Source organism: Mitsuaria sp. BK041 (assembly GCF_014193085.1).
GTDB lineage: Bacteria > Pseudomonadota > Gammaproteobacteria > Burkholderiales > Burkholderiaceae_C > Roseateles.
On record NZ_JACHYT010000001.1, the window covers coordinates 202,898 to 225,128 of the forward strand.

16 protein-coding genes are annotated in these 22,231 nt (G+C 71.0%); 12 read left to right on the forward strand and 4 right to left on the reverse strand.

The genetic code is table 11. The features are described from left to right. The first annotated feature begins 141 nt into the window (after positions 1-141). The 5 genes from FHT38_RS00885 to FHT38_RS00905 all read left to right on the forward strand — a co-directional run bounded on the left by FHT38_RS00885 (position 142) and on the right by FHT38_RS00905 (position 5,536). The gene (locus tag FHT38_RS00885) at positions 142-2,058 is read left to right on the forward strand and encodes a diguanylate cyclase domain-containing protein (protein ID WP_183488975.1); all 1,917 of its coding nucleotides are present in this window, start codon (positions 142-144) and stop codon (positions 2,056-2,058) included. A gap of 7 nt (positions 2,059-2,065) precedes the next feature. Then, entirely contained in the window at positions 2,066-2,953 is an 888-nt protein-coding gene (locus FHT38_RS00890) for a c-type cytochrome (protein WP_221213720.1), read from the forward strand. Then, on the forward strand, positions 2,950-4,350 hold the full coding sequence (locus FHT38_RS00895) for a c-type cytochrome (RefSeq protein ID WP_255488568.1): 1,401 nt from the start codon (positions 2,950-2,952) through the stop codon (positions 4,348-4,350). The genes FHT38_RS00890 and FHT38_RS00895 overlap by 4 nt, the downstream gene beginning before the upstream one ends. A gap of 209 nt (positions 4,351-4,559) precedes the next feature. Further along, complete coding sequence (locus FHT38_RS00900; protein WP_183488978.1) at positions 4,560-5,054, forward strand: Hsp20/alpha crystallin family protein; 495 nt, start codon at positions 4,560-4,562, stop codon at positions 5,052-5,054. A 50-nt stretch (positions 5,055-5,104) separates the two neighbouring features. Then, positions 5,105-5,536: an Hsp20/alpha crystallin family protein gene (locus FHT38_RS00905; protein ID WP_183488981.1), complete on the forward strand. Its 432-nt coding sequence runs from the start codon at positions 5,105-5,107 to the stop codon at positions 5,534-5,536. Positions 5,537-5,677: 141 nt separating this feature from the next. Here the strand turns inward: FHT38_RS00905 and FHT38_RS00910 are convergent, their stop codons facing one another. After that, on the reverse strand, positions 5,678-6,484 hold the full coding sequence (locus tag FHT38_RS00910; protein WP_183488984.1) for an amidohydrolase: 807 nt from the start codon (positions 6,482-6,484) through the stop codon (positions 5,678-5,680). A 41-nt stretch (positions 6,485-6,525) separates the two neighbouring features. On the opposite strand from FHT38_RS00910, the gene FHT38_RS00915 reads away from it, so the two are divergent. Together FHT38_RS00915 and FHT38_RS00920 are read left to right on the forward strand one after the other, a co-directional pair. Further along, on the forward strand, positions 6,526-7,254 hold the full coding sequence (locus tag FHT38_RS00915; protein ID WP_147240438.1) for a GntR family transcriptional regulator: 729 nt from the start codon (positions 6,526-6,528) through the stop codon (positions 7,252-7,254). A 21-nt stretch (positions 7,255-7,275) separates the two neighbouring features. Next, positions 7,276-8,247: a tripartite tricarboxylate transporter substrate binding protein gene (locus FHT38_RS00920; RefSeq protein ID WP_183488987.1), complete on the forward strand. Its 972-nt coding sequence runs from the start codon at positions 7,276-7,278 to the stop codon at positions 8,245-8,247. Positions 8,248-8,286: 39 nt separating this feature from the next. Here FHT38_RS00920 and FHT38_RS00925 read toward each other — a convergent pair whose 3' ends face one another. From FHT38_RS00925 to cphA (FHT38_RS00935), 3 genes are read right to left on the reverse strand one after another with little or no spacing between them, the layout of a single operon-like run. Continuing rightward, positions 8,287-10,407 (reverse strand): FUSC family protein, encoded by a 2,121-nt coding sequence (locus tag FHT38_RS00925; RefSeq protein ID WP_183488990.1) that lies wholly within the window; start codon positions 10,405-10,407, stop codon positions 8,287-8,289. Then, positions 10,407-12,995 (reverse strand): cyanophycin synthetase, encoded by a 2,589-nt coding sequence (gene cphA / locus FHT38_RS00930; protein WP_183484598.1) that lies wholly within the window; start codon positions 12,993-12,995, stop codon positions 10,407-10,409. The genes FHT38_RS00925 and cphA (FHT38_RS00930) overlap by 1 nt, the downstream gene beginning before the upstream one ends. Before the next feature lie 58 nt (positions 12,996-13,053). Beyond that, positions 13,054-15,231: a cyanophycin synthetase gene (cphA, locus tag FHT38_RS00935; protein ID WP_183488993.1), complete on the reverse strand. Its 2,178-nt coding sequence runs from the start codon at positions 15,229-15,231 to the stop codon at positions 13,054-13,056. Positions 15,232-15,407: 176 nt separating this feature from the next. On the opposite strand from cphA (FHT38_RS00935), the gene FHT38_RS00940 reads away from it, so the two are divergent. The 5 genes from FHT38_RS00940 (at position 15,408) to aceK (ending at position 22,196) form a co-directional block, all read left to right on the forward strand. Continuing rightward, a complete protein-coding gene (locus FHT38_RS00940) occupies positions 15,408-17,714 on the forward strand; it encodes an ABC transporter ATP-binding protein (protein ID WP_183484603.1) in 2,307 nt (768 codons plus the stop codon). A gap of 18 nt (positions 17,715-17,732) precedes the next feature. Further along, positions 17,733-18,200 (forward strand): DUF1854 domain-containing protein, encoded by a 468-nt coding sequence (locus FHT38_RS00945; protein ID WP_091720330.1) that lies wholly within the window; start codon positions 17,733-17,735, stop codon positions 18,198-18,200. A gap of 159 nt (positions 18,201-18,359) precedes the next feature. Continuing rightward, positions 18,360-19,538 (forward strand): isovaleryl-CoA dehydrogenase, encoded by a 1,179-nt coding sequence (locus FHT38_RS00950; protein ID WP_091720335.1) that lies wholly within the window; start codon positions 18,360-18,362, stop codon positions 19,536-19,538. Between the two features lie 56 nt (positions 19,539-19,594). Continuing rightward, positions 19,595-20,272: a carbonate dehydratase gene (gene can / locus FHT38_RS00955; RefSeq protein WP_091720339.1), complete on the forward strand. Its 678-nt coding sequence runs from the start codon at positions 19,595-19,597 to the stop codon at positions 20,270-20,272. A gap of 46 nt (positions 20,273-20,318) precedes the next feature. Next, positions 20,319-22,196: a bifunctional isocitrate dehydrogenase kinase/phosphatase gene (gene aceK / locus FHT38_RS00960; RefSeq protein WP_183492348.1), complete on the forward strand. Its 1,878-nt coding sequence runs from the start codon at positions 20,319-20,321 to the stop codon at positions 22,194-22,196. Positions 22,197-22,231: the final 35 nt, after the last annotated feature.

Genomic DNA, 22,231 nt, shown 5'->3' on the forward strand with positions numbered 1-22,231 from the left:
GGGCCGATGCCAGCTTGACGCAGATCGCACGGCCGCACCCATAATCGCCCGCACCCCCATTTGTCTCCCGCTTCCGCCGGCGCCCGCCGGCCCCGTTCCCGCCGATCCGCCTTCAAGAGACCGACCCGCCCGAGACGTCGCATGCGTTCCTCCGCCGAGCCGATCCACCGCACCAGCCTCGGTCGCGGCGTGGGGCTCCTGATGGTGGCCCTGGTGGCCATGGGCGTGATCGTGGCGCTGCTGGCCTGGCGGGCGCGGGCGACGCTGGACGACCTGCGCCGCGCCGATCGCATCAACAACGTGCTGCCGTCGATGACCACGCTGATGGAGGACCTGCTCAATGCGGAGACCGGCCAGCGCGGCTACCTGCTGACGCAGCGCGCCAGCTACCTGCAGCCCTACCGCGACGCCGTGCGCAACCTCGACCGCCGCGTCGAGGAGCTCGGCGCCCGCGACCAGGACCCCGCCCACGCGCCGAAGCTGGCGCGTGTGCGCGAGCTGGTGAACCTCAAGCTCGGCGAGATGAACCAGACGATCCGGCTGCACGATTCGGGCCGGCAGGACGAGGCGCTGGAACTGGTGCTCAACGACCAGGGCCTGCACCACATGGACGAGCTGCGCGACGTGCTGGGCGAGCTGACCTCGTCGCTGCGCGCCGAGCGCGCCGCGATCAGCGAGCGGCTGTCGCGCGAGGCCGGCCACACCGAGCTGCTGATGCTGGCCGGGCTGGCGATGCTGGGACTGTTCACCGTGATGGCGACCTCCCAGGTCGTCCTGCGCTCGCGCGAGCTGATGCGGACGCAGAAACGCCTCAAGGGCATCACTGACAACGTGCCCGCGCTGATCAGCCATTACGACGCCGACGGCCTGCTGCGCTTCGCCAATGCCGAGGTCGGCCGCGTCTTCCACGCCGATCCCGCCGCGCTGCGGGGCCGCACGCTCGAGCAGGTGCGCGGGACCGAGAACGCGGCGCAGATGCGCCCCTTCGTCGAGCGCGTGATGCGCGGCGAGGCCGTCTCCTTCGACGCCGAGCAGGTGATCGACGGCGAGACGCTCCACTTCCACCAGCGCTTCGTGCCGGAGCTGGTCGACGGCCGCGTCGAGGGCTTCTACGCCTGCTCGATGGACATCACCGAGCGCAAGCGCGCCGAGGCGCTGGTCGCCGCGAGCGAGCGCCGCATGAAGGCCGTCACCGACAACCTGCCGGTGTTCATCACCTACATCGACGCCGAGCGCCGGATGCGCTACGTCAACGAGACCCTGCGCACCTGGTTCGGCCTGGACCCGCAGGCGGCGATCGGCCTGCACATCGACGACGTGTTCGGGCAGGCCAGCACCAGTCAGCGCAGCGCGCAGCTGGACCTGGCGCTGGGCGGCGAGCGGGTCGAGTTCGAGATCACCTCGGTGATGCTGGGCAAGCAGCGGCACCTGCGCACCGTGTACGTGCCCGACGTGGTCGCGGACGGTCGCGTGCAGGGCATCTTCACCCTGTCCGTCGACATCACCGTCATGAAGCAGGCCGAGGCGCAGCTGGCGCGGCTGGCCAGCTCGGACGCGCTCACCGGGCTGCCCAACCGGCGCGAGTTCGACCAGGCGCTGGCCGCGGCGCTGGCGCGGCAGCGTCGGCTCGCGCGCGAGGGCCGCGTGATGGCATTGCTGTTCCTGGACATCGACCGCTTCAAGGTCATCAACGACACGCACGGTCACGGCGTGGGCGATGTCGTGCTGCGCGAGTTCGCGGCGGTGCTGCGTCGCGCGGTGCGCGGCAGCGACCACGTGGCCCGCATCGCGGGCGACGAGTTCGTCGCGGTGCTGGAGGGCCTGAACCGGCCCGAGGAGGCGGAGCAGGTCGCCGCCAAGATCGTCGACGCGGTGCGCGCGGCGCGGCCGGCCGAGGTCGCGATCACGACCAGCATCGGCATCGCCACCGTCGCCGACATCGAGGCGCCGGCGATGGACCTGATCGCCCTGGCCGACCGCGCGCTGTACCAGGCCAAGCACCAGGGGCGCGACGGCTGGACGGCGCTGCGATGGCCGGCACAGGACCAGCGGCGATGATGGCCCGATGAATCGCACCCGAATCGTCACGAGCGTCCTCATCGCCGCCGTACTGGGCCTGGGACCGTCCACCGCCTCCGTCGCGTTCGCGCAGGCGTCGCCGACCTCTTCCTCCCAGGTCGCCCCGGCCGCGAAGCCCGTCCCGACGGCGAAGCCCGCTCCGACCGCGACGGCCGCGCCGGTCCCGCGGATCGCGCCGGCAGTACCGGCCGCCCCGGCGGCCTCCGCCATCGCTACGGACGAGGAAGCCGCGCCCGGCGGCCGTCCGCTGCGGCCGCTGAGCAACGACATCGCGGAGCGCGTCCAGGCCTGCACGCTGTGCCACGGCCCGCAGGGCCGGGCGACGCCGCAGGGCTATTTCCCGCGGCTGGCGGGCAAGCCGGCGGGTTATCTCTCCAACCAGCTGCAGGCCTTCCGCGACGGGCGTCGCCATCACGCGCTGATGGCCGGGCTGCTGCGCAACATGAGCGACGACTACCTGCGCGAGATCGCCGGCTATTTCGCCGCGCTCGACGTCCCGTATCCGGCGCCCGCGCCGTCCGGGCTCGGCGCCGAGCAGCAGGCCCGGGCCGAGCGGCTGGTGACGCAGGGCGATCCGTCGCGCCGCGTGCCGGCGTGCACCGCCTGCCACGGGCCGTCGATGGCGGGTCGCCAGCCGGCGATCCCTGGCCTCTTGGGATTGCCGCGCGACTACCTCGTCGGGCAGCTCGGCGCCTGGCGCAACGGACTGCGGCGCGCGCATGCGCCGGACTGCATGGCCGACGTGGCCCGGGCGCTGTCGGCCGACGACGTCGCCGTGGTCGCGAGCTGGCTCGCGGCACGCCCGGCGGGTGCGCATTCGGAGCCGCCGTCGTCGGCGCCGCTCCCGGTGGCTTGCGGAGGCCTCGCGCCATGAGCGGGCCGGAACACGCATCGGGGGCGGCGCCCCGCGACGCCGGCTCGTGGCCGGCGCAGGACCCGGCGCGGCCGATGAAGACCTTCCTGCGCGGACTGCTCGGCCTGGCGATCGCGCTGCCCGTGATGGCGCTGCTGTTGATCGCGGGTGCCTGGGGACGGGAGCTCTGGCTGTCCGGCCGTCCGGCCCTGTCCGGCGCCGAGGACACCAACCCCGCGCTGATCGCGCGCGGCGCCTACCTGGCGCGCGTCGCCAACTGCGCCGGCTGCCACAGTCCGCGCGGTGGCGCGCCGCTGGCGGGCGGGCTGCCGCTGGGCACGCCCTTCGGCACGCTGTTCAGCAGCAACCTCACGCCCGATCCGGAGACCGGCCTGGGCCGCTGGTCCGCCGACGACTTCTGGCGCGCGATGCACCACGGCCGCAGCCGCGATGGCCGGCTGCTCTATCCGGCCTTTCCGTACACCAGCTACACGGCGATGTCGCGCGAGGACGCCGACGCGATCTTCGCGTGGCTGCGCCAGCAGCCGGCGGTCCGGCAGGCCGCGCCGGCCCACCAGCTCGGCTGGCCCTATCGCTGGCAGACCGCGCTGGCGGTGTGGCGCCTGATGTACTTCACGCCCGGCGATGCGCCGTCGCAGGACGAGTCCGGTGTCGATCGCGCCGCGTCGCGCGGGGAGGGCTCCCAGGCGGTGATCGCGCGCGGCCGCTACCTGGTCCAGGCGGTGGGTCATTGCGCCGAATGCCATGCGCCGCGCAACCGGCTGGGCGCGCTGCGGGACGCGACGGGGCTGCGCGGCGGCTGGGTCGGCGTGCAGGGCTGGACGGCGCCGTCGCTGGCGGATCCGCGGGCGGCGGGCGTGCAGGACTGGACCGAGGACGAGGTGGCGCACTGGCTGCGCGCAGGCTGGTCGCCGCGCGGCGCGGCGCTGGGGCCGATGGCCGATGTCGTCGCCGAAAGCCTGCAGCATCTGAGCGAGGCGGACGCGCGCGCGATCGCCGTCTACCTGCGCGGCCTGCCCCGCGAGGCGACGACGCCGGCCGAGTTCAAGCCGGCGCCGCCGGCGCAGCTGGACCTCGGCCGCCAGGTCTATGCGAAGCACTGCGCCGATTGCCACGGCGATCGGGGCCAGGGACGGCGCATCGACGGCCAGCCGGCTTATCCGCCGCTGGCCGGCAACCGCGCCGTGACGCTCGACGCCCCGCAGAACCTGCTGCAGACGCTGGCCGACGGCGGCTACGCGCCGACGACCGCCGCCCACCCCCGGCCCTACGGCATGCCGCCGTGGCGGCAGGTGCTGAGCGAGGAGGAGATGGCGGCCGTCGCGACGGTCATCCGGCAGAGCTGGGGCAACCAGGCGCCGGCGGTGACGGCGCAGGACGTGCTGCGCTTGAGATGAGGCCGGTCATATGACGCGGCGCAGCGGATGACGCGGAGCCGGGGGGCTTGAAATCGCCCGGATCGGACGGGCTCCCCGCGGCGGGCGCGGCATATGGGGACGGGCCACCCTCGATTTCAAGATCTTGAAGCGCGACCGGGCGCTCCTAGTTGGGGAGTCATGGCGGACACCCCGCCGCGACCCATCCGCAGGAAGCCAAGGAGCCCCGCATGTACCGTCAACTGTTTGCCCGTGAACTGTTCAACGACCTGGACCGCTTCCAGCGCGAGATGAGCAGCCTGTTCGAAGCCACCGCCGGCCGTGGCGTCGCGCGCGGGGGTTATCCGGCCCTCAACGTGGGCCTGTCGCCGGAGGCGGTGGAGGTCTATGCCTTCGCCCCCGGCCTGGACCCGGCCACGATCGGCGTGGACCTGGACCGCGGCGTGCTGAGCCTGTCCGGCGAGCGCGTGTCGCCGCTGGCCGCCAAGCCGTCCGCGACCGAGGGCGACGGCGAGACCGCGGCCCAACCCGCCGCGTCGGCCGCGTCGGCCGGCAAGACCATCGTCCGTCAGCGCGAGCGCTTCGCCGGCAAGTTCCGCCGCGTCGTCAGCCTGCCCGATGACATCGATCCGGAGCAGGTGACCGCCTCCTACAAGGACGGCGTGCTGCGTGTCAGCGTCAAGCGCCGTCCCGCGCCGCAGCCCCGCCGCATCGACATCCACTGATCCGCGCCCGCCGCGATCAAGTCCCCGGAACCCCGAGACGAAAGCATTTCATGAGCACGACCGCCGTTCACACCCCCGCCACCGACGCCGCCACCGTATCGGCTTCGACCTCCGCCACCGCCTCGACACAGGCCGCGCGCCGACGCGACGACTACGCGATCCAGCCCGCCGTCGACGTGATCGAGGACGCGCAAGGCCTGACGCTGTTCGCCGACCTGCCCGGCGCGCCGCGCGAGCAGTTGCAGCTGCGCGTCGATCAGGACCGCCTGGTCATCGAGGCCGAGATGCAGCTGGACCTGCCCGCTGGCCTGGCCGCCGGCCATGTCGAGGTCTCGCGCCAGTTCTATCGCCGCGCGTTCACGCTGAGCAAGGAACTCGACGCCGACCAGATCAGCGCCGAACTGAACCATGGCGTGCTGCGGGTGCGCATCCCCAAGGCCGCGCACGCGCAGCCGCGCAAGATCGACGTCAAGCTGAGCTGAGCTCGCCGGGCGCGCCGGCCTGCCTCGGGCCGGCCGCGATCGTCGACATGACACGGGCTCCCAGTCGGGAGCCCGTGTCGCCTCCGGGCCCCAACCTCCGCCGGGTTGGATCAGACGCCGCGTGGCGTCCGCTGCGCGCTTTCAGAACCGGTACAGCCGACGCGCGTTGCCGGCCCGCAGCGCATCGAGCGTCCCGCTCGTTCCCGCCGCGTCCTCGAGCCATGCGGGCGAGGTCGACGTGTCCCGCGCCTGCTCGTGCGCGGTGCAGGGCCAGTCGCTGCCCCACATCAGGCGCCCCGGGCCGATCAGGTCCCGCCAGCGGGACAGCAGCGCCGTCGCCTCGCAGCCGGCCGCCAGGCGATAGGGCGCGCTGAGCTTCACATGCAGCCGATCCCGCTGGGCGGGTGCCAAGGCCTTGAGCTCAGACGCCGCCGCGGGCTTGCCGAAGTGGTCGGCGACGACGGTCAGCGCCTGCGGTATCCGGGCCAGGACTTCCGCCAGCCGGCCGTGGTCCGTGTGGACCTGCACATGCCAGTCCAGCGCCTGGAGGCGCTCGAACAGCGGATGCCACTCGGCGCCCAGCTCGTGATTGGTGCCTACGAGGTTGAGCCGCACGCCGCGCACGCCCAGGGCTTGCATGCGCTCAAGTTCAGCCATGGCGATGTCCGGCGCGACCACCACCACGCCGCGCAGTCGTCCGGCCTGCTCCGCCAGCAGCCGCAGCAGGTGGGTGTTGTCGGTGCCCAGGAAGCTCGGCTGCACGAGCACGCCCTGCGTGACGCCATGAGGCGCCGTCGCCGCGACCCAGGCCTCCAGCGGCGCCGCGTAGGCCGGCACATAGCGCGCGCCGGGCACGCCAGTGCCGGTTAGCGGGAAGGCGTGGAAATGAGCGTCGACCACGCCCACGCGGGGCGCGGGCTTGACGTCGGAAGAGGGCGTCGGCATCATGCGCGAATTCTAGTCCTATAGAGGACCATAGGAAAACAGCCTTGGACACAGGACTTCCGAACGCGGCCGGCGTGAGCCGGTATGCCCAGCTCGCGCAGGAGCTGCGCCAGCGCATCGTCGGCGGGGAATGGGCCGCCGGCGCGGCCATTCCCGCCGAGACCGAACTGGCGGAACGCTTCGGCGTGGCGCTGGGCACGGTGCGTCAGGCCGTGGCCATGCTTGCCGCCGAAGGCATCGTCCAGCGCGTGCATGGCAAGGGGACCTTCGTCACGCAGGGGCTGAACGGCCCGTCGCTGCTGCGCTTCTTCCGCTTCCGCGGACCGACGGACGAGCCGCCGACGGCCCGCGTCCATCGCTGCCAGACGGTGCGGCTGCGCGCGGCCGAAGCGCTGGCCCTGGGCCAGCAGACCGGCGATGCGGCGCTGCGGGTGAAGCGGGTCCGGCTGCTGGCGGGGCGGCCGGTGCTGGCCGAGGACCTGCTGCTGCCGCTGGCCCGCTTCGAGGCGCTGCGCGCGCTCCCGACCCGCGAGTGGGAGGACCTGCTCTATCCGATGCTGGCCCGTCTCTGCGGCGTGACCGTCGCGCGGGCCAATGACGAGCTGAGCTTCGGGCACCTCGACGCGGCCACTGCCGCGCTGCTGGACCTGCCCGAGGGCGCGCCCGCCATCCGGGTCGACCGGCAGGCCTTCGACCTGGGCGGCCACTGCATTGAGCTGCGCACCACCTGGGGCGACGCGACCGCCTTCCACTACAGCGCCGAGATGCGCTGATCGCTTTATCAGGAGACCACGATGATCGGACGACGCCCTGCCGTGATGACGGCACTTGCCCTGGCCTGCGGCCTGTCGACGGGCGCCTGGGCGCAAGCCTGGCCCAGCAAGCCGGTGACCCTGATGGTCAGCTACCCGCCGGGCGGCGGCGCCGACCTGATCGCACGGCTGATCGCGCCCAAGCTGGGCGAGGCGCTCGGCCAGACCGTCATCATCGAGAACCGCCCCGGCGGCAGTGGCCAGATCGCCGCCGGCGCGGTGGCGCGCGCGCCGGCCGACGGCTACACGCTGCTGTTCGACGCCTCGTCCTACGCGGTCACGCCGACGCTGTTCCCGAACTCGCCCTACAAGCAGGGCAAGGCCTTCAAGACGGTCGCGGTCACGGCGCTGTTCCCCAACGTGGTCCTGGTCAACGCCCAGTTCCCCGCGAAGACGGCCGCTGAGCTGGTCGCCGCGGCCAGGGTGAAGACCGACCAGGTCGCCTTCGCGTCGTCGGGCAACGGCTCGGCGCAGCACATCGCCGGCGTGCTGTTCGAGCAGGCCGCGAAGGTCGAGATGATGCATGTGCCCTACAAGGGCGGCGGTCCGGCGCTGACCGATGTCATCGGCGGCCAGGTGCCGGTGTTCTTCGGCAACGTGGCCTCGACGCTGCAGTACGTGAAGCAGGGCAAGCTGCGCCCGCTGGCGGTGAGCGGCCGCCAGCGCTCGGCGGCGCTGCCCGAGGTGCCCACCGGCGCCGAGGCTGGCCTGCCCGGCTTCGAGATGTACGAGTGGAACGGCTTGTTCGCGCCGGCGGGGACGCCGGCACCGGTGGTCGAGCGCCTGTCGCGGGCCGTCCAGCAGGCGCTGGCCGCGCCGGAAGTGAAGGCCCGGATCGTGGAACTGGGCGGCGAGCCCTTCGCCGGCGGCGTCGCCGAGTCCGGCAAGTTCGTCGAGGCCGAGCTCAAGCGGATGTCGTCCCTCATCAAGGAGCGGCACATCACGGTGGAGTGATCACGGTGGCGTGATCGCCCGCGCGGCGTCGCCGGGCGATCAGTTCAGCCGCGACACCGGCATCTCCGCCTCGGGGGGCGCCGCCATCGCAGCGAACGCCGCCTCGGCGGCCTGGCCCGCGCGCGCCGCGTCGTCCAGGCTGACCTGCATGCGGCGCCGCATCCACGGCCGGATGTCCTCCAACGGGCCGACGTCCGGCAGCAGGCTCCAGTCCTGCAGCGCCTGCACCGCGTGCGGCACCGGCTCCTGGCCGGCCAGCGCGCGCTGCAACTTCGCGGCCGCGGCCGGCATCTCGGCCATCAGGTCGCCGTCCAGCTCCTTGCCGCGCCGCATCAGGCTCTGCCGCATCATCGACAGGTGGGCCATCAGGCGGTAGCCGTGGTCCAGCACCGCATTGAGCTCGTCCTGCGGCGGCCGCACCCGGCGCGGTTCCGCCGCGCTGCGCTGCAAGGCGGCGGACAGCGCCGCCAGCGCGTCATAGGCCTGGCGCCGCGCCATGCGCTGGGTGAGCGCGCCCGCGGGCGTCATCGCCGCGGTCATCGCCTGCAGCGCGTACTGCTGCAGCGCGTGCTGCGCCCGCTTCAGCGCGCGCGGCAGGTTGCGCCGCTCCCAGGCCGGCAGCACGTAGCTGAAGGCCCACGCCAGGACCGCGCCCAGCACCGTGTCGGCCAGCCGCTCCGAGACCGCGATCCCGTGCGACGGATCGGCCAGGTGCGACTGCAGCAGGGCCAGCATCGTCGCGGCGATGGCGGTGACCAGGTAGCGGCGGGTGACGAACGCATGCGCGATGCCGACCGCCACCTGCAGCACGACGATCCACAGCGTCTGGCTGGGGATCAGCGACAGCGCCAGCATCAGTCCGCAACCGATCGCCGTGCCCAGCACCCGCAGGTTGCGGCGCTCCAGCGTCTGGTCCAGGCTGCCGCGCAGCACGACGGCCACCGACAGCACCAGCCAGTGCGGATGGGAGGCCCAGGGCAGCGCCAGCGCGATGAAGTAGGCCGAGGCCAGCGCCAGCGTGCTGCGCAGCGCGTGCCGCAGCACCGGTGAGTCCAGGTGCAGCTGCGCCCGCAGCAGGCCCATGGGCCAGCCGACCGGCGTGACGAACTGGCGCAGCGTGCCGGCGTCCAGCGCCAGCGGGGGCACCGGCTGGGCGACGTCGAGCGCACGGCCCATCGCCAGCACCTCGCCGTCCAGGTGCGAGAGCCGGTCCTGCAGCACCAGCTGCAATCGGGTGCGCGGATCCTGCGGCGGCAGCTCCGGCCAGCGCGTCGGCCTTACCGTGTTCATCGCGGGCGCGCGCTCGTCGAGCAGCGCATCGCGGTACTCGTCCAGCAGCACGCCCAGCGCCTTGAGCCGGCCCACCAGCGCCGCGCGCATCTGCTGCCCGACCGGGTCCTCGCCCAGCAGTTCCAGGTCGAGCCGGCTGGCCAGCATCAGGTCGCGCAGCTCCACCACGTGCAGCAGCACGGCGGCGCTGCGCGGGTCGGTGCGGGCGCGCGGGAACACCTGGTCGCGCGCGGTCTGCAGCAGCTCGGCAAGCTGGGCCTCGTTGCCCAGCCAGTCACGCATCGCATGGGCCGCGCCGCCGCTGCCCAGCAGCTCGGCGCGCGCGGTCAGCAGCTGGGCCAGGCCGTGCAGCGCCTCGGCCAGCGCGAGGCGATGGAAGCGCCGCTGCAGCAGCGCGCTGGTCAGCACGCTCCACAGCAGGTAGAGCGCGATGCCGGCCGCGCCGCTGGCCAGCACCACCGGCAGCGGCTGCGGCGGCCAGGCCAGCGCGAAGACCATGGCCAGGATGGGTGCGAACGAGACCGGGCCCGCGCGCGGGCCCCAGCTCAGCAGCAAGGCGCTGCCGAAGGCCAGCGCGGCCACCAGCACGCCCATCGCGATGCGGTAGGGATGCAGCACCGCGACCAGCCCGACCGCCAGCAGCGACATCGCGCCGGCGGTGAGCACCCGGTTGCGGTTGCGCCGGACGCTGCCCGGCAGATCGGCCAGGCTGGCACAGATGGCGCAGGCCATCGCCAGCTGCGAGGCGACGTGCGACAGCGCGGCGGGCGCCGCGTGCGACACGATCGCCTGCACCAGCATCACCCCCAGGGCGACGCTGAGGCCGTTCCACCAGTGCGCCGGCCAGTGACGCCAGCGACCGGCCGCCATCAGGCTTCCCGGACGCGCTGGTTCAGGTGGGCCAGGGCTTCCTCGACCTGGTCGACCAGCACCAGGCACAGGTCGCCCGGCTGCAGGCGTTCCAGCGCGCGGTCGATCGCGACGAACTCGCCGCGGATCTCCTCGATGTGCTTCGTCCGGGTCGCGCCCTTGAGGCCTTCCTGCAGCAGCGCCAGGACCTCGCCGTCCTCGCGCCCGCGCTGGCAGGCGTCCTGGAACAGGATGGCCTCGTCGAAGGCCTCGCCCAGGATCTGCGTCTGGATGCGGATGTCCTCGTCGCGGCGGTCGCCGGCGCCCGAAATCACCACCGAGCGCTTGTTGGCCGGCAGCGCCTGCACGGCCTGCACCAGCGCGCGCATCGCGTCGCCGTTGTGGCCGTAGTCGGCGATCACCGTCGCGCCGCGGTAGTCCATCACGTTGAAGCGGCCCGGCACGCTGTCCGGGTCGCTCATGAAGCTCGCCAGCCCGCGCCGGATCGTGTCCCAGTCCAGGCCCACGCCCCAGGCCGCCGCCACCGCCGCCATCGCGTTCTCGTTCTGGAACGGGATCGCGCCGCCGCGGGTGAAGGGGATGTCGCGCAGCGGGATGGACTCGCGCCACGCGCCCTGCGCCGCGACCAGCGCGTCGCCGTCGATGTAGACGCAGCGCTTGCCCTGCGCGCGGTGGGTGGCCATCAGCGGATGGTGACGGTCGCTGGCGAAGAAGATCACCTGGCCCGGGCAGACCTCGGCCATCTTGGCCACGACCGGGTCGGCGGCGTTGAGCACCGCATAACCGTTGTCGGCCACGTTCTGCACGATCACGCGCTTGACCAGCGCCAGCTCCTCGACGGTGTTGAGGAAGTTCATGCCCAGGTGGTCGCCTTCGCCCAGGTTGGTCACTACCGCCACCTGGCAGCGGTCGAAGCCCAGGCCCTCGCGCAGCACGCCGCCGCGCGCGGTCTCGAAGACCGCCGCCTCGACGTCCGGATGCATCAGCACGTTGCGCGCGCTCTTCGGGCCGGAGCAGTCGCCGCTGTCGGTCTGGCGGCCGTCGACGTAGACGCCGTCGGTGTTGGTCATGCCCACGCGCAGGCCCTGCGTCGCGAACATGTGCGCCACCAGGCGCGAGGTCGTCGTCTTGCCGTTGGTGCCGGTGACCGCGACGATGGGGATGCGGCCGTCCTCGTTCGCGCTGCCGCGGTTGCCCGGGCCGTAGATGCTCGAGATGATGGCCTCGCCGACGTCGCGGCCCTTGCCGTAGGACGGGCTCAGGTGCATGCGCAGCCCCGGCGCGGCGTTGACCTCGACGATGCCGCCGCTCTGCTCCTCGAGCGGCTTGTGCACGCTCTCGGCCACCACGTCGACGCCGCAGACATGCAGGCCGACGACGGTCGCCGCCGCGATCGCGCGCGCCGCGACCTCGGGATGCACGTCATCGGTCACGTCGGTGGCGGTGCCGCCGGTGGACAGGTTGGCGTTGTTGCGCAGGATCACGCGGCGGCCCTTGTCGGGTACCGACTCGGGCGTCAGGCCCTGCAGGTCCAGGCGCGCGATGGCGATGTCGTCCAGGCGGATCTTCGTCAGCGAGGTGGCATGGCCGTCGCCGCGGCGCGGGTCCTCGTTGACCTTGTCGACCAGCTGGCGCACCGTGTGCACGCCGTCGCCGATCACGTTGGGCGGGTCGCGGCGGGCCGCGGCCACCAGCTTGTCGCCGACCACCAGCAGGCGGTAGTCGCTGCCGGGCAGGAACTTCTCGACCATCACGGTGCCGATCTCGTCGGCCGCCTTGTAGGCCATCTCCAGATGCTCGCGGGTGGCGACGTTCACCGTCACGCCCTTGCCCTGGTTGCCGTCCAGCGGCTTGACCACGACCGGCAGGCCGATCTCCTGCGCCAGCTCCCAGGCTTCGTCGACCGAGTTCACCGGCGCGCCGATCGGCACCGGCACGCCGGCCGACTGCAGCAGGCGCTTGGACAGGTCCTTGTCCTGCGCGATCGATTCGGACACCGCGCTGGTGGCGTCGACCTCGGCCGCCCAGATGCGGCGCTGCTTGACGCCCCAGCCCAGCTGCACCAGCGAGCCCTGCGTCAGCCGGCGGAACGGGATGCCGCGCTTGCAGGCGGCGTCGACGATGGAGCCGGTCGAGGGGCCGAGGCGGATGTCCTCGTCGGTCTCGCGCAGCGCCTTGATGGCGGCGTCGGCGTCGAAGGCGCCGCCGGACTGGGCCGCGGCGATCAGCTCGACGGCCTTGTCGAAGGCCATGCGGCCGACGTCTTCCTCGCTGTACTCGACGACGACCTGGTAGGTGCCCGGCTCGGACGTCGTGTGGGTGTGGCTGAAGGTCACCGGGCAGCCGGCCTGGGCCTGCAGCGCGAGCGCGGCCTGCTCCAGCACATGGGCCAGCGTGATGGGCGACTTGGCGCTGCTGGCCGGCCGCAGCGGGCCGATGCCGGGGAAGCGCTCGCGCAGGCGGGCCTCGAAGCCGGCCATGTCGGCGAGCGCGCGCTCGGTCTCGCTGCAGTGCACGACCGCCTCGATGGCGGTGTGGCGGCTCCACATGTTGGGGCCGCGGAGGGCGCGGGTGCGGGAGACTTCCATCTGTCGTCTTTCGGTTCGACTGTTCTTTGAAGGGGCGATCGGAACGGCGGCCGGGCGCTTACTGCGGCAGGTCCGGCACGAAGGTGTCCAGGCCGGCGGAGATCAGCTCGGGCGAGATGCCCATCGCCCACGCGGTGGCGACGGCGGCCAGCACCGAGTCGGTGGCGATCTCCTGCCCGGCCGCGCGGAAGCGGGCCTGCAGCGAGTCGACATTGGCGCCCGAGGTTTCCGCCGTGCCCTGCGCCAGCATCGCGGCGCCGCCGCGCAGGAACACGCCGCGGCCTTCCCGCGCGCGGTGCGCGGCCAGCGCCTCGTTGGCGGCGTCCAGGGCGTAGAAGATGACCTCGCCGTCGGAGAGCTCCGCCATCTCGGCCACCTTGGCCTCGTCGGCGTTGAGCACGGCGACGCCGTCGGACAGCACCACGTCCACCTGCGTGCGCAAGACCTTGAAGAGCTGGTCCTCGGTCTGGATGTCGTGCTGGTCGAGCTCGGGCACGCGGCCCATGTCGGTGACGACGCCGACCTGGCAGCGGTCGTAGGCCAGGCCGTCGCCCAGGATGGTGCCGGCGCCGTTCTCCACGACGATCGCGTCGACCGCGCGGTTCATCAGCAGGCGGTGGCTGGCGGCCCAGGTCGCGCTGGGCTTGCGCTCGACGCGGCGGGTGCCCAGGAACAGGCCGGCGCCGCAGGCCAGGCCGACGTGGCGGCCGTTCAGGTGCAGCAGCCAGCCGACCAGGCGCGCGATCTGCGCCGTGCCGCGCGAGCCGGCCACGCCCACGATCGGGATGCGGCCGTTCTCGTCCTCGGCGAACAGGTGGTCGATGATGGCCTGGCCCACCGGCTGGGGCATGCCCTCGGCCGGCTTCAGGTGCATCAGCAGGCCGGGGCCCGCGTTGACCTCGACGATGGCGCCGCCGGTCTCGGACAGCGGCCGGGAGATGTCGCTGCAGACCAGGTCCACGCCGGCGATGTCCAGGCCAACGGTGCGTACCGCCAGCGAGACCGCATGGGCGACCTCGGGGTGGATCTGCGCGGTGCAGTCGATCGCGACGTTGCCGTTGCGCTGGATCAGCACGCGCCGGCCGGCCTCGGGCACGCCGTCGCCAGACAGGCCCTGGCGCTGCAGGTCCAGCAGCACGACCGGGTCGTCGCGGATGTCGATGCGGTTGAGCGGGAAGTCCTCGGTCGTGCCGCGGCGCGGATCGGTGTTGATCTGCAGGTCGATCAGCTCGACGACGCTGTGCGTGCCGTCGCCGGTGATCCAGGCTTCCTCGCCGCGCGCGGCGGCGACCACCTGGCCGCCGACCACCAGCAGGCGGTGCTCCATGCCGGGGATGTAGCTCTCGACCAGCACTTCCGAGCCTTCTTTGTCGGCCAGGTGGAAGGCGGCTTCGACATCGGCCTGGCGGCGCAGGTCCAGCGTGACGCCGCGGCCGTGGTTGCCGTCCGAGGGCTTGACGACGACCGGCAGGCCCAGGTCCTGGGCGACGTCCCAGGCCTCGGCGGCGGTCTTGACCGCCTGGCCGGCGGGCACCGGCACGCCGACGGACTTCAGCAGTTCCTTGGTCAGGTCCTTGTCGCGCGCGATGCCCTCGGCGATCGCGCTGGTCATGTCGGTCTCGGCCGTCCAGATGCGGCGCTGGCGCGCGCCGTAGCCGAGCTGGACCAGGTTGCCGTCGTTCAGGCGGATGTGGGGGATGCGGCGATCGGTCGCGGCGGCCACGATGGCGGCGGTGGAGGGACCGAGGTAGCAGTCGTCGAGCTTGTCGCGGATCGCTTCGACGGCGGCGCCGACGTCGAAGTCGTCGCCGTTGATGGTGGCCATCAGCAGCGCATGGCCCTGCTCCAGCGCACAGCGGGCGACCTGCTCGTCGCGGGCGCGGAAGACCATGCGGTAGACGCCATGCTGCGAGGTGGAGCGGGTCTGGCCGAAGCCGGTGGGCATGCCCGCCAGGTTCAGCAGCTCGATGACGACGTGCTCCAGCACATGGCCCATCCAGGTGCCTTCGGTCAGGCGCTGCAGGAAGCCGCCGCGCTCGCCCACGCCGCAGTGGTGCTCTTCCAGCGCCGGCAGCCGCTTGCACAGGCGCTCGGTGAAGCCGGGGATCAGGTTCGAGGGATGTTCCTCCAGGCCACCCAGGTCCAACCAGGTTTCCAGCACCGGACGGTAGGTCCACATGTTGGGGCCGCGCAGGTAGTTGATGCGCAGGAGCTTGATGTCGTCGTGTCGGCTCATGAGGGGTGGGAACGTGGAAGGGGGCCGCCCGGCGGACCACCGGAGAGGAATGCGAAGCACAATTGTGCGCTTAAGCGAAAATCCCGCGAAAAATGCCGCATCCGGGTTGGTCCGGGTCTTGCCCATCAGGGAAGCGGCGAAGAACGTCCGGTTTCGAAGATCGCAGAACAACACAAATGCAGCATCAACATCCTGTCGCGTCGGCCAGTGCCGGCGGCGTTTCGCTCGCCGAGGCCTTCGCGTCACGCCTGCGGCGTGGCGAGAACGTCCGGGCCACGCTGGAGGTTGACCTCGACGCGCGATTGCGCTTCGCCCGGGGCGGTCTGCAACTCACCGATCAACGGTTGCTGTCGCTGGAGCCCGCCGAGGACGGCGCCGGCGCGCTGGTCGAGCGCGAATGGCCGCTGACGCCGGCGCTGCGCCTGGCGTTGTCGGACCATGCCGGCCTGGGCCTGCTGGAACTGGTCGACGAGCGCGGCCGGCTGGCCCAGTGGCGCTTCACGATGAAGGTCAACCTGCAGGCCCAGCGCTTCCAGGACGCCTTCAACCGCCGCGATGAGCCGGCGCTGACCCAGGACGCCGAACCCGAGCTGTGCCCGAGCTGCCAGGCCGTGCTGCCCGAGGACAGCGAGGAATGCCCCTCCTGCGCGCGGGAGCTGCACACGCCGCCCTCGACCTGGGTGCTGCTGCGGCTGTGGCGCTTCGCGCGGCCCTATCGCGGCCAGCTGCTGCTGGGTTTCCTGCTGATGCTGGGCGCGACCGGCGCGACGCTGGTGTCGCCCTACCTGACCATGCCGCTGATGGACGACGTGCTGATCCCGTTCCAGCAGGGCCGCCAGATCGACACCGGGCTGGTGGCGCTCTACCTGGGCGGCCTGCTGGGCGCGGCGATCGTGTCCTGGATCCTGGGCTGGGCCAAGACCTACATCCTCGCGCTGGTCTCCGAGCGCATCGCCGCGGACCTGCGCACGGCGACCTTCGACCACCTGCTGGGCCTGTCGCTGGAGTACTTCGGCTCCAAGCGCACCGGCGACCTGATGAGCCGCATCGGCTCGGAGACCGACCGCATCAGCGTTTTCCTGTCGCTGCATGCGCTGGACTTCATCACCGATTGCCTGATGCTGCTGATGATCACGGTGATCCTGTTCTCCAACAACGCCTGGCTGGCGCTGGCCACGCTGGTGCCGCTGCCCTTCATCGCCTGGCTGATCCACCTGGTGCGCGACAAGCTGCGCACCGGCTTCGAGAAGATCGACCGCGTCTGGGGCGAGGTGACCTCGGTACTGGCCGACACCATCCCCGGCATCCGCGTGGTCAAGGCCTTCGCGCAGGAGCGCCGCGAGGCCGAGCGCTTCCGCAGCGCCAACAAGCACAACCTGCTGGTCAACGACCGGCTCAACAAGACCTGGAGCCTGTTCACGCCCAGCGTGTCGCTGCTGACCGAGATCGGCCTGCTGGTCGTGTGGGCCTTCGGCATCTGGTTGATCGCGCATTCGCAGATCACGGTCGGCACGCTGACCGCGTTCCTGGCCTACATCGGGCGCTTCTATGGGCGGCTGGACTCGATGAGCCGGATCGTCTCGGTGACGCAGAAGGCGGCCTCGGGCGCCAAGCGGATCTTCGACATCCTCGACCACCATTCCAACGTGCCTGAACCGGCCCAGCCGGTCCGGCTGGAGAAGGTGCGCGGCGGGCTGACGCTGCAGGACATCGGCTTCCGCTACGGCAACCGGACGGTGATCCGCGATCTCAACCTCGAGATCCAGCCCGGCGAGATGATCGGCCTGGTCGGCCACAGCGGCTCGGGCAAGAGCACGATGGTCAACCTGATCTGCCGCTTCTACGACGTCACCGAAGGCGCGATCAAGCTGGACGGCGTGGACCTGCGCCGCTTCTCGCTGGCCGACTACCGCCGCCACATCGGCCTGGTCCTGCAGGAACCCTTCCTGTTCTTCGGCACCATCGCGGAGAACATTGCCTACGGCAAGCCGGACGCGACGCGCGAGGAGATCGTCGCCGCGGCCCGCGCCGCGCATGCGCATGAATTCATCCTGCGGCTGCCGCAGGGCTACGACTCGCTGGTGGGCGAGCGCGGCCAGGGTCTGTCCGGCGGCGAGCGCCAGCGCATCTCGATCGCGCGGGCGCTGCTGATCGATCCCCGCATCCTGATCATGGACGAGGCTACCTCGGCGGTGGACACCGAGACCGAGAAGGAGATCCAGAAGGCGCTGGACAACCTGGTGCGGGGCCGCACGACGATCGCGATCGCGCACCGTCTCTCGACGCTGCGCAAGGCCGACCGGCTGGTGGTGATGGACCGCGGCGAGATCGTCGAGGTCGGGCCGCACGACGAGCTCATCGCCAAGCAGGGTGCCTACTGGCGGCTGTGGGAGGCGCAGGCCCGCCGCGTCGACGCGGAGGAGCAGGACAGCGTCGTCGTCGTCGCGCCCAACGTCAATGTCCACACGGCCACGCAGGCCTGACCGCGCCGAGGTGTCTTCATGAGCAACATCCAGTCCCTGGCGCGCAATCCGTTCGGCCGGCTGGTCCTGGTCGACGCGACCGGCCAGACCCATGACAACGTCACGCCGGTGCGGGCGCATCCGCTGTCCGCGCCCGAGGAGGGCATCTCGCTGGTCGGCACCGACGGCCATGAGATCGCCTGGATCGATCGCCTCGGCGACCTGCCCGAGGCGCAGCGCACGCTGCTGCGCGACGAACTCGATCACCGCGAGGTCACGCCCACGGTGCTGAAGCTGCTGGCGGTCTCGACCTTCTCGACGCCGTCGCAATGGACCGTCGAGACCGATCGCGGCGCCACCGAATTCATCCTCAAGAGCGAGGAAGACATCCGGCGCATCGGGGAAGGGCGGCTGCTGATCGCCAGCTCCCACGGCCTGCACTTCCTGGTGCCGGACCGCTTCTCGCTGGACCGGCATTCGCGCAAGCTGCTCGAGCGATTCCTCTAACGCCGATCCATCAGTTCCGGGCCCACCCTTACGCATTTATGCAATAGCCGAAACGGTACAGACCTGCCCTACAATTGACGTTTACGTAAACGTAAGAGAACGAATTGCCCAGCGCGCGTCCGGAGCGGCGCGCGTGGAGGCGGTCGAGGAGACATTCCCATGAGCCTGCCCGGTCTGAACTTCCACCTCGGCGAAGACATCGACGCGCTGCGCGACGCGGTGCGCGAATTCGCCCAAGCCGAGATCGCCCCCCGCGCGGCCGAGATCGACCGCAGCGACCAGTTCCCGATGGACCTGTGGCGCAAGATGGGCGACCTGGGCGTGCTGGGCGTCACCGTGCCCGAGGAATTCGGCGGCGCCGGCCTGGGCTACCTGGCCCACATGGTCGCGATGGAGGAGATCTCCCGCGCCAGTGCCTCGGTGGGCCTGAGCTACGGCGCCCACTCCAACCTGTGCGTCAACCAGATCAAGCGCAACGGCAACGAGGCGCAGAAGAAGAAGTACCTGCCCAAGCTGATCTCCGGCGAGCACGTCGGCGCGCTCGCGATGAGCGAGCCGGGCGCCGGCTCCGACGTCGTGTCGATGAAGCTGCGGGCCGAGGACAAGGGCGGCTACTACGTCCTCAACGGCACCAAGATGTGGATCACCAACGGCCCCGACGCGGACACGCTGGTCGTCTACGCCAAGACCGAGCCCGAACTCGGCGCCCGCGGCATGACCGCCTTCCTGATCGAGAAGGGCATGAAGGGCTTCTCGATCGCGCAGAAGCTGGACAAGCTCGGCATGCGCGGCAGCCACACCGGCGAGCTGGTGTTCCAGAACGTCGAGGTGCCGGCGGAGAACGTCCTGGGCCAGGTCGGCGGCGGCACCAAGGTGCTGATGTCGGGCCTGGACTACGAGCGCGCCGTGCTGGCCGCCGGTCCGATCGGCATCATGCAGGCGGTGATGGACAACGTCGTCCCCTACATCCACGACCGCAAGCAGTTCGGCCAGTCCATCGGCGAATTCCAGCTCATCCAGGGCAAGGTCGCCGACATGTACACGGTGCTGCAGGCCGCGCGCGCGTTCTGCTACACGGTGGGCAAGAACCTGGACGCGCTCGACGGCGCGCACGTGCGCCAGGTCCGCAAGGACTGCGCCTCCGTCATCCTGTGGTGCGCCGAGAAGGCCACCTGGATGGCGGGCGAGGGCATCCAGATCTTCGGCGGCAACGGCTACATCAATGAATATCCGCTCGGCCGGCTCTGGCGTGACGCGAAGCTCTACGAAATCGGCGCGGGCACGTCCGAGATCCGCCGCATGCTGATCGGCCGCGAGCTCTTCGCCGAAACGATGTGAGGCCTTCGCGGGTGCGACAGGCCGGTGTCCGCCCGCAACCGCGACAATCCCGCCCCATGAGCACCAACGACCACATCGACGGACTGCTGGACAACAACCAGCGCTGGGCCACCGAAACCGAGGAGCGCAGCCCCGGTTTCTTCTCGCGCCTGCTGAAGCAGCAGACCCCGCAGTACCTCTGGATCGGTTGCGCCGACAGCCGCGTGCCGGCCAACGAGCTGGTCGGGCTGCTGCCCGGCGAGCTCTTCGTCCACCGCAACGTGGCCAACGTCGTGGTCCACTCCGACCTGAATTGCCTCTCGGTGATGCAGTTCGCGGTGGACCAGCTCAAGGTCCAGCACATCATCATCGTCGGCCACAGCAACTGCGGCGGCGTGCGCGCCGCGCTGCAGGACCTGCGCGTCGGCCTGGTGGACAACTGGCTGCGCCATGTGCAGGACGTCCGCAACCACCATCAGGACTGGCTGGACCAGCTGCCCGAGGAGCAGCGCGTCAATGCGCTGTGCGAGCTCAACGTGCTGGAACAGGCCCGCAACGCCTGTCAGACGACGGTGGTGCAGGACGCCTGGTCGCGCGGCCAGTCGGTGGCGGTGCACGGCTGGGTCTACGGCCTGCACAACGGCCTGCTCAAGGACCTGAGCGTCACCGCCGCGGGGCCGGAGGACGTCGGCCCGGCCTACCGCCGCGCGCTCGAAGCGCTGCAGCGCCGCTACGAGGCGGCCATGGGCCGCTGAGCCCGCGCGGCCAGGACCGGACATGAGCGGAACGGACGGCGGCGCCATGTTCCCCCACGAGCTCAACGACCCGCGCGCCTTCGAGATCGCGCAGGCCATGCTCGAGGGCTTCGACAAGCACTACCGGCTCTTCCGCGCCGCGTCGGCCACCGCCAAGCAGCGCTTCGAGCAGGCCGACTGGCACGGCCAGCAGCGCGCGCAGCGCGAGCGCATCGAGTTCTACGACCTGCGCGTCGACGAGGCCGTCGCGCTGCTGGAGGCACGCTACAAGACCAGCGAGCTGCCGAGCGAGGTCTGGCAGCAGGTCAAGCTGCACTACATCGGGCTGCTGACCCGCCACCTGCGCCCGGAACTGGCCGAGACCTTCTTCAACTCGGTCACGACGCGCATCCTGCACCACAGCTACTTCCACAACGAGTTCATCTTCGTCCGGCCCGCCATCTCGACCGAGTTCATCGAGAACGAGGAGCCCGCCGCCCAGCCCACCTACCGCTGCTACTACCCCTCGCAGGACACGCTGCGCGACACCTTCATGCGCATCGTCTGGAACTTCCAGCTGGCGCTGGAGTTCGAGGACCTGGGCCGCGACATCGACCTGGTGCTGAAGGCGGTGGGCGAGCAGCTCGGCGCCTTCCGCTGGCGCACCAACTTCCAGGTGCAGGTGCTGTCCTCGCTGTTCTTCCGCAACAAGGGCGCGTACATCGTGGGCAAGGTCGTCAACGGCTTCAGCGAGACGCCGTTCGCGCTGCCCATCCTGCACAAGGAGCCCGCCCCGGGTGACGCCGCGCCGGCGAGGGCCAACGGCGCGAAAGCCAATGGCGCGAAGGACCCCGCCGCGGCGCGCCGGCTCTACATCGACGCGGCGCTGTTCGGCGAGGACGAGCTGCAGATGCTGTTCAGCTTCGCGCGCGCCTACTTCCTCGTGGACATGGAGGTCCCGAGCGCCTACGTGCAGTTCCTGCGATCGCTGATGCCGCGCAAGCCGCGCTCGGAGATCTATTCGGCGCTGGGGCTGCAGAAGCAGGGCAAGAACCTGTTCTACCGCGACTTCCTCAACCACCTGCGCCACAGCAGCGACAAGTTCCGCATCGCGCCCGGCATCAAGGGCATGGTGATGCTGGTCTTCGACCTGCCGTCGTATCCCTTCGTCTTCAAGGTCATCAAGGACTTCTATCCGCCGCAGAAGGACACGACGCGCGAGCAGATCCAGTCCAAGTACCTGCTGGTCAAGCAGCACGACCGCGTGGGGCGCATGGCCGACACGCTGGAGTACACCCGCGTGGCCTTCCCGCGCCATCGCTTCGAGGACGAGCTGGTCGCCGAGCTCCGGCACTTCTGCCCCTCGCTGCTGGAGGAGACGGGCGAGGACCTCGTCATCAAGCACCTGTACATCGAGCGCCGCATGGTGCCGCTCAACATCTACCTGCAGGAAGCCTCGCCGGCGCAGCTGGCACATGCGGTGGTCGAGTACGGCAACGCGATCAAGGACCTGGTGGCGGCCAACATCTTCCCGGGCGACATGCTGTGGAAGAACTTCGGCGTGACGCGCCACGGCAAGGTCGTGTTCTACGACTACGACGAGATCGAATACCTGACCGACTGCAATTTCCGCAAGGTGCCCGCGCCGCGCAACGAGGAGGAGGAGCTGTCCGGCGAGGTCTGGTACCACGTCAACAAGTTGGACGTGTTCCCCGAGACCTTCGGCCCCTTCCTGCTCGGCCATCCGGGCGTGCGCGACGTCTTCATGGCGCACCACGCCGACCTGCTCGATCCGGCGTTCTGGCAGACCCACAAGGAGCGCATCCTGGCGGGTCATGTCGAGGACGTCTTCCCCTACGACCCGCACAAGCGCTTCCACGTCCACGACGCCGCGCCGGCCCTGAAGGTGCCGGAGCCGCAGGACCGGGAGCTTCCCATCCACTGATCCGCCGCGGCCCCGTGGGGCCGCACCGCTTCCCT

Bases quoted from the DNA above. Each gene is read 5' to 3' on its own strand.
- FHT38_RS00885 (WP_183488975.1), top strand. From the start codon at position 142: ATGCGTTCCTCCGCCGAGCCGATCCACCGCACCAGCCTCGGTCGCGGC.
- FHT38_RS00890 (WP_221213720.1), top strand. From the start codon at position 2,066: ATGAATCGCACCCGAATCGTCACGAGCGTCCTCATCGCCGCCGTACTG.
- FHT38_RS00895 (WP_255488568.1), top strand. From the start codon at position 2,950: ATGAGCGGGCCGGAACACGCATCGGGGGCGGCGCCCCGCGACGCCGGC.
- FHT38_RS00900 (WP_183488978.1), top strand. From the start codon at position 4,560: ATGTACCGTCAACTGTTTGCCCGTGAACTGTTCAACGACCTGGACCGC.
- FHT38_RS00905 (WP_183488981.1), top strand. From the start codon at position 5,105: ATGAGCACGACCGCCGTTCACACCCCCGCCACCGACGCCGCCACCGTA.
- FHT38_RS00910 (WP_183488984.1), bottom strand. From the start codon at position 6,484: ATGATGCCGACGCCCTCTTCCGACGTCAAGCCCGCGCCCCGCGTGGGC.
- FHT38_RS00920 (WP_183488987.1), top strand. From the start codon at position 7,276: ATGATCGGACGACGCCCTGCCGTGATGACGGCACTTGCCCTGGCCTGC.
- FHT38_RS00925 (WP_183488990.1), bottom strand. From the start codon at position 10,407: ATGGCGGCCGGTCGCTGGCGTCACTGGCCGGCGCACTGGTGGAACGGC.
- cphA (WP_183484598.1), bottom strand. From the start codon at position 12,995: ATGGAAGTCTCCCGCACCCGCGCCCTCCGCGGCCCCAACATGTGGAGC.
- cphA (WP_183488993.1), bottom strand. From the start codon at position 15,231: ATGAGCCGACACGACGACATCAAGCTCCTGCGCATCAACTACCTGCGC.
- FHT38_RS00940 (WP_183484603.1), top strand. From the start codon at position 15,408: ATGCAGCATCAACATCCTGTCGCGTCGGCCAGTGCCGGCGGCGTTTCG.
- FHT38_RS00945 (WP_091720330.1), top strand. From the start codon at position 17,733: ATGAGCAACATCCAGTCCCTGGCGCGCAATCCGTTCGGCCGGCTGGTC.
- FHT38_RS00950 (WP_091720335.1), top strand. From the start codon at position 18,360: ATGAGCCTGCCCGGTCTGAACTTCCACCTCGGCGAAGACATCGACGCG.
- can (WP_091720339.1), top strand. From the start codon at position 19,595: ATGAGCACCAACGACCACATCGACGGACTGCTGGACAACAACCAGCGC.
- aceK (WP_183492348.1), top strand. From the start codon at position 20,319: ATGTTCCCCCACGAGCTCAACGACCCGCGCGCCTTCGAGATCGCGCAG.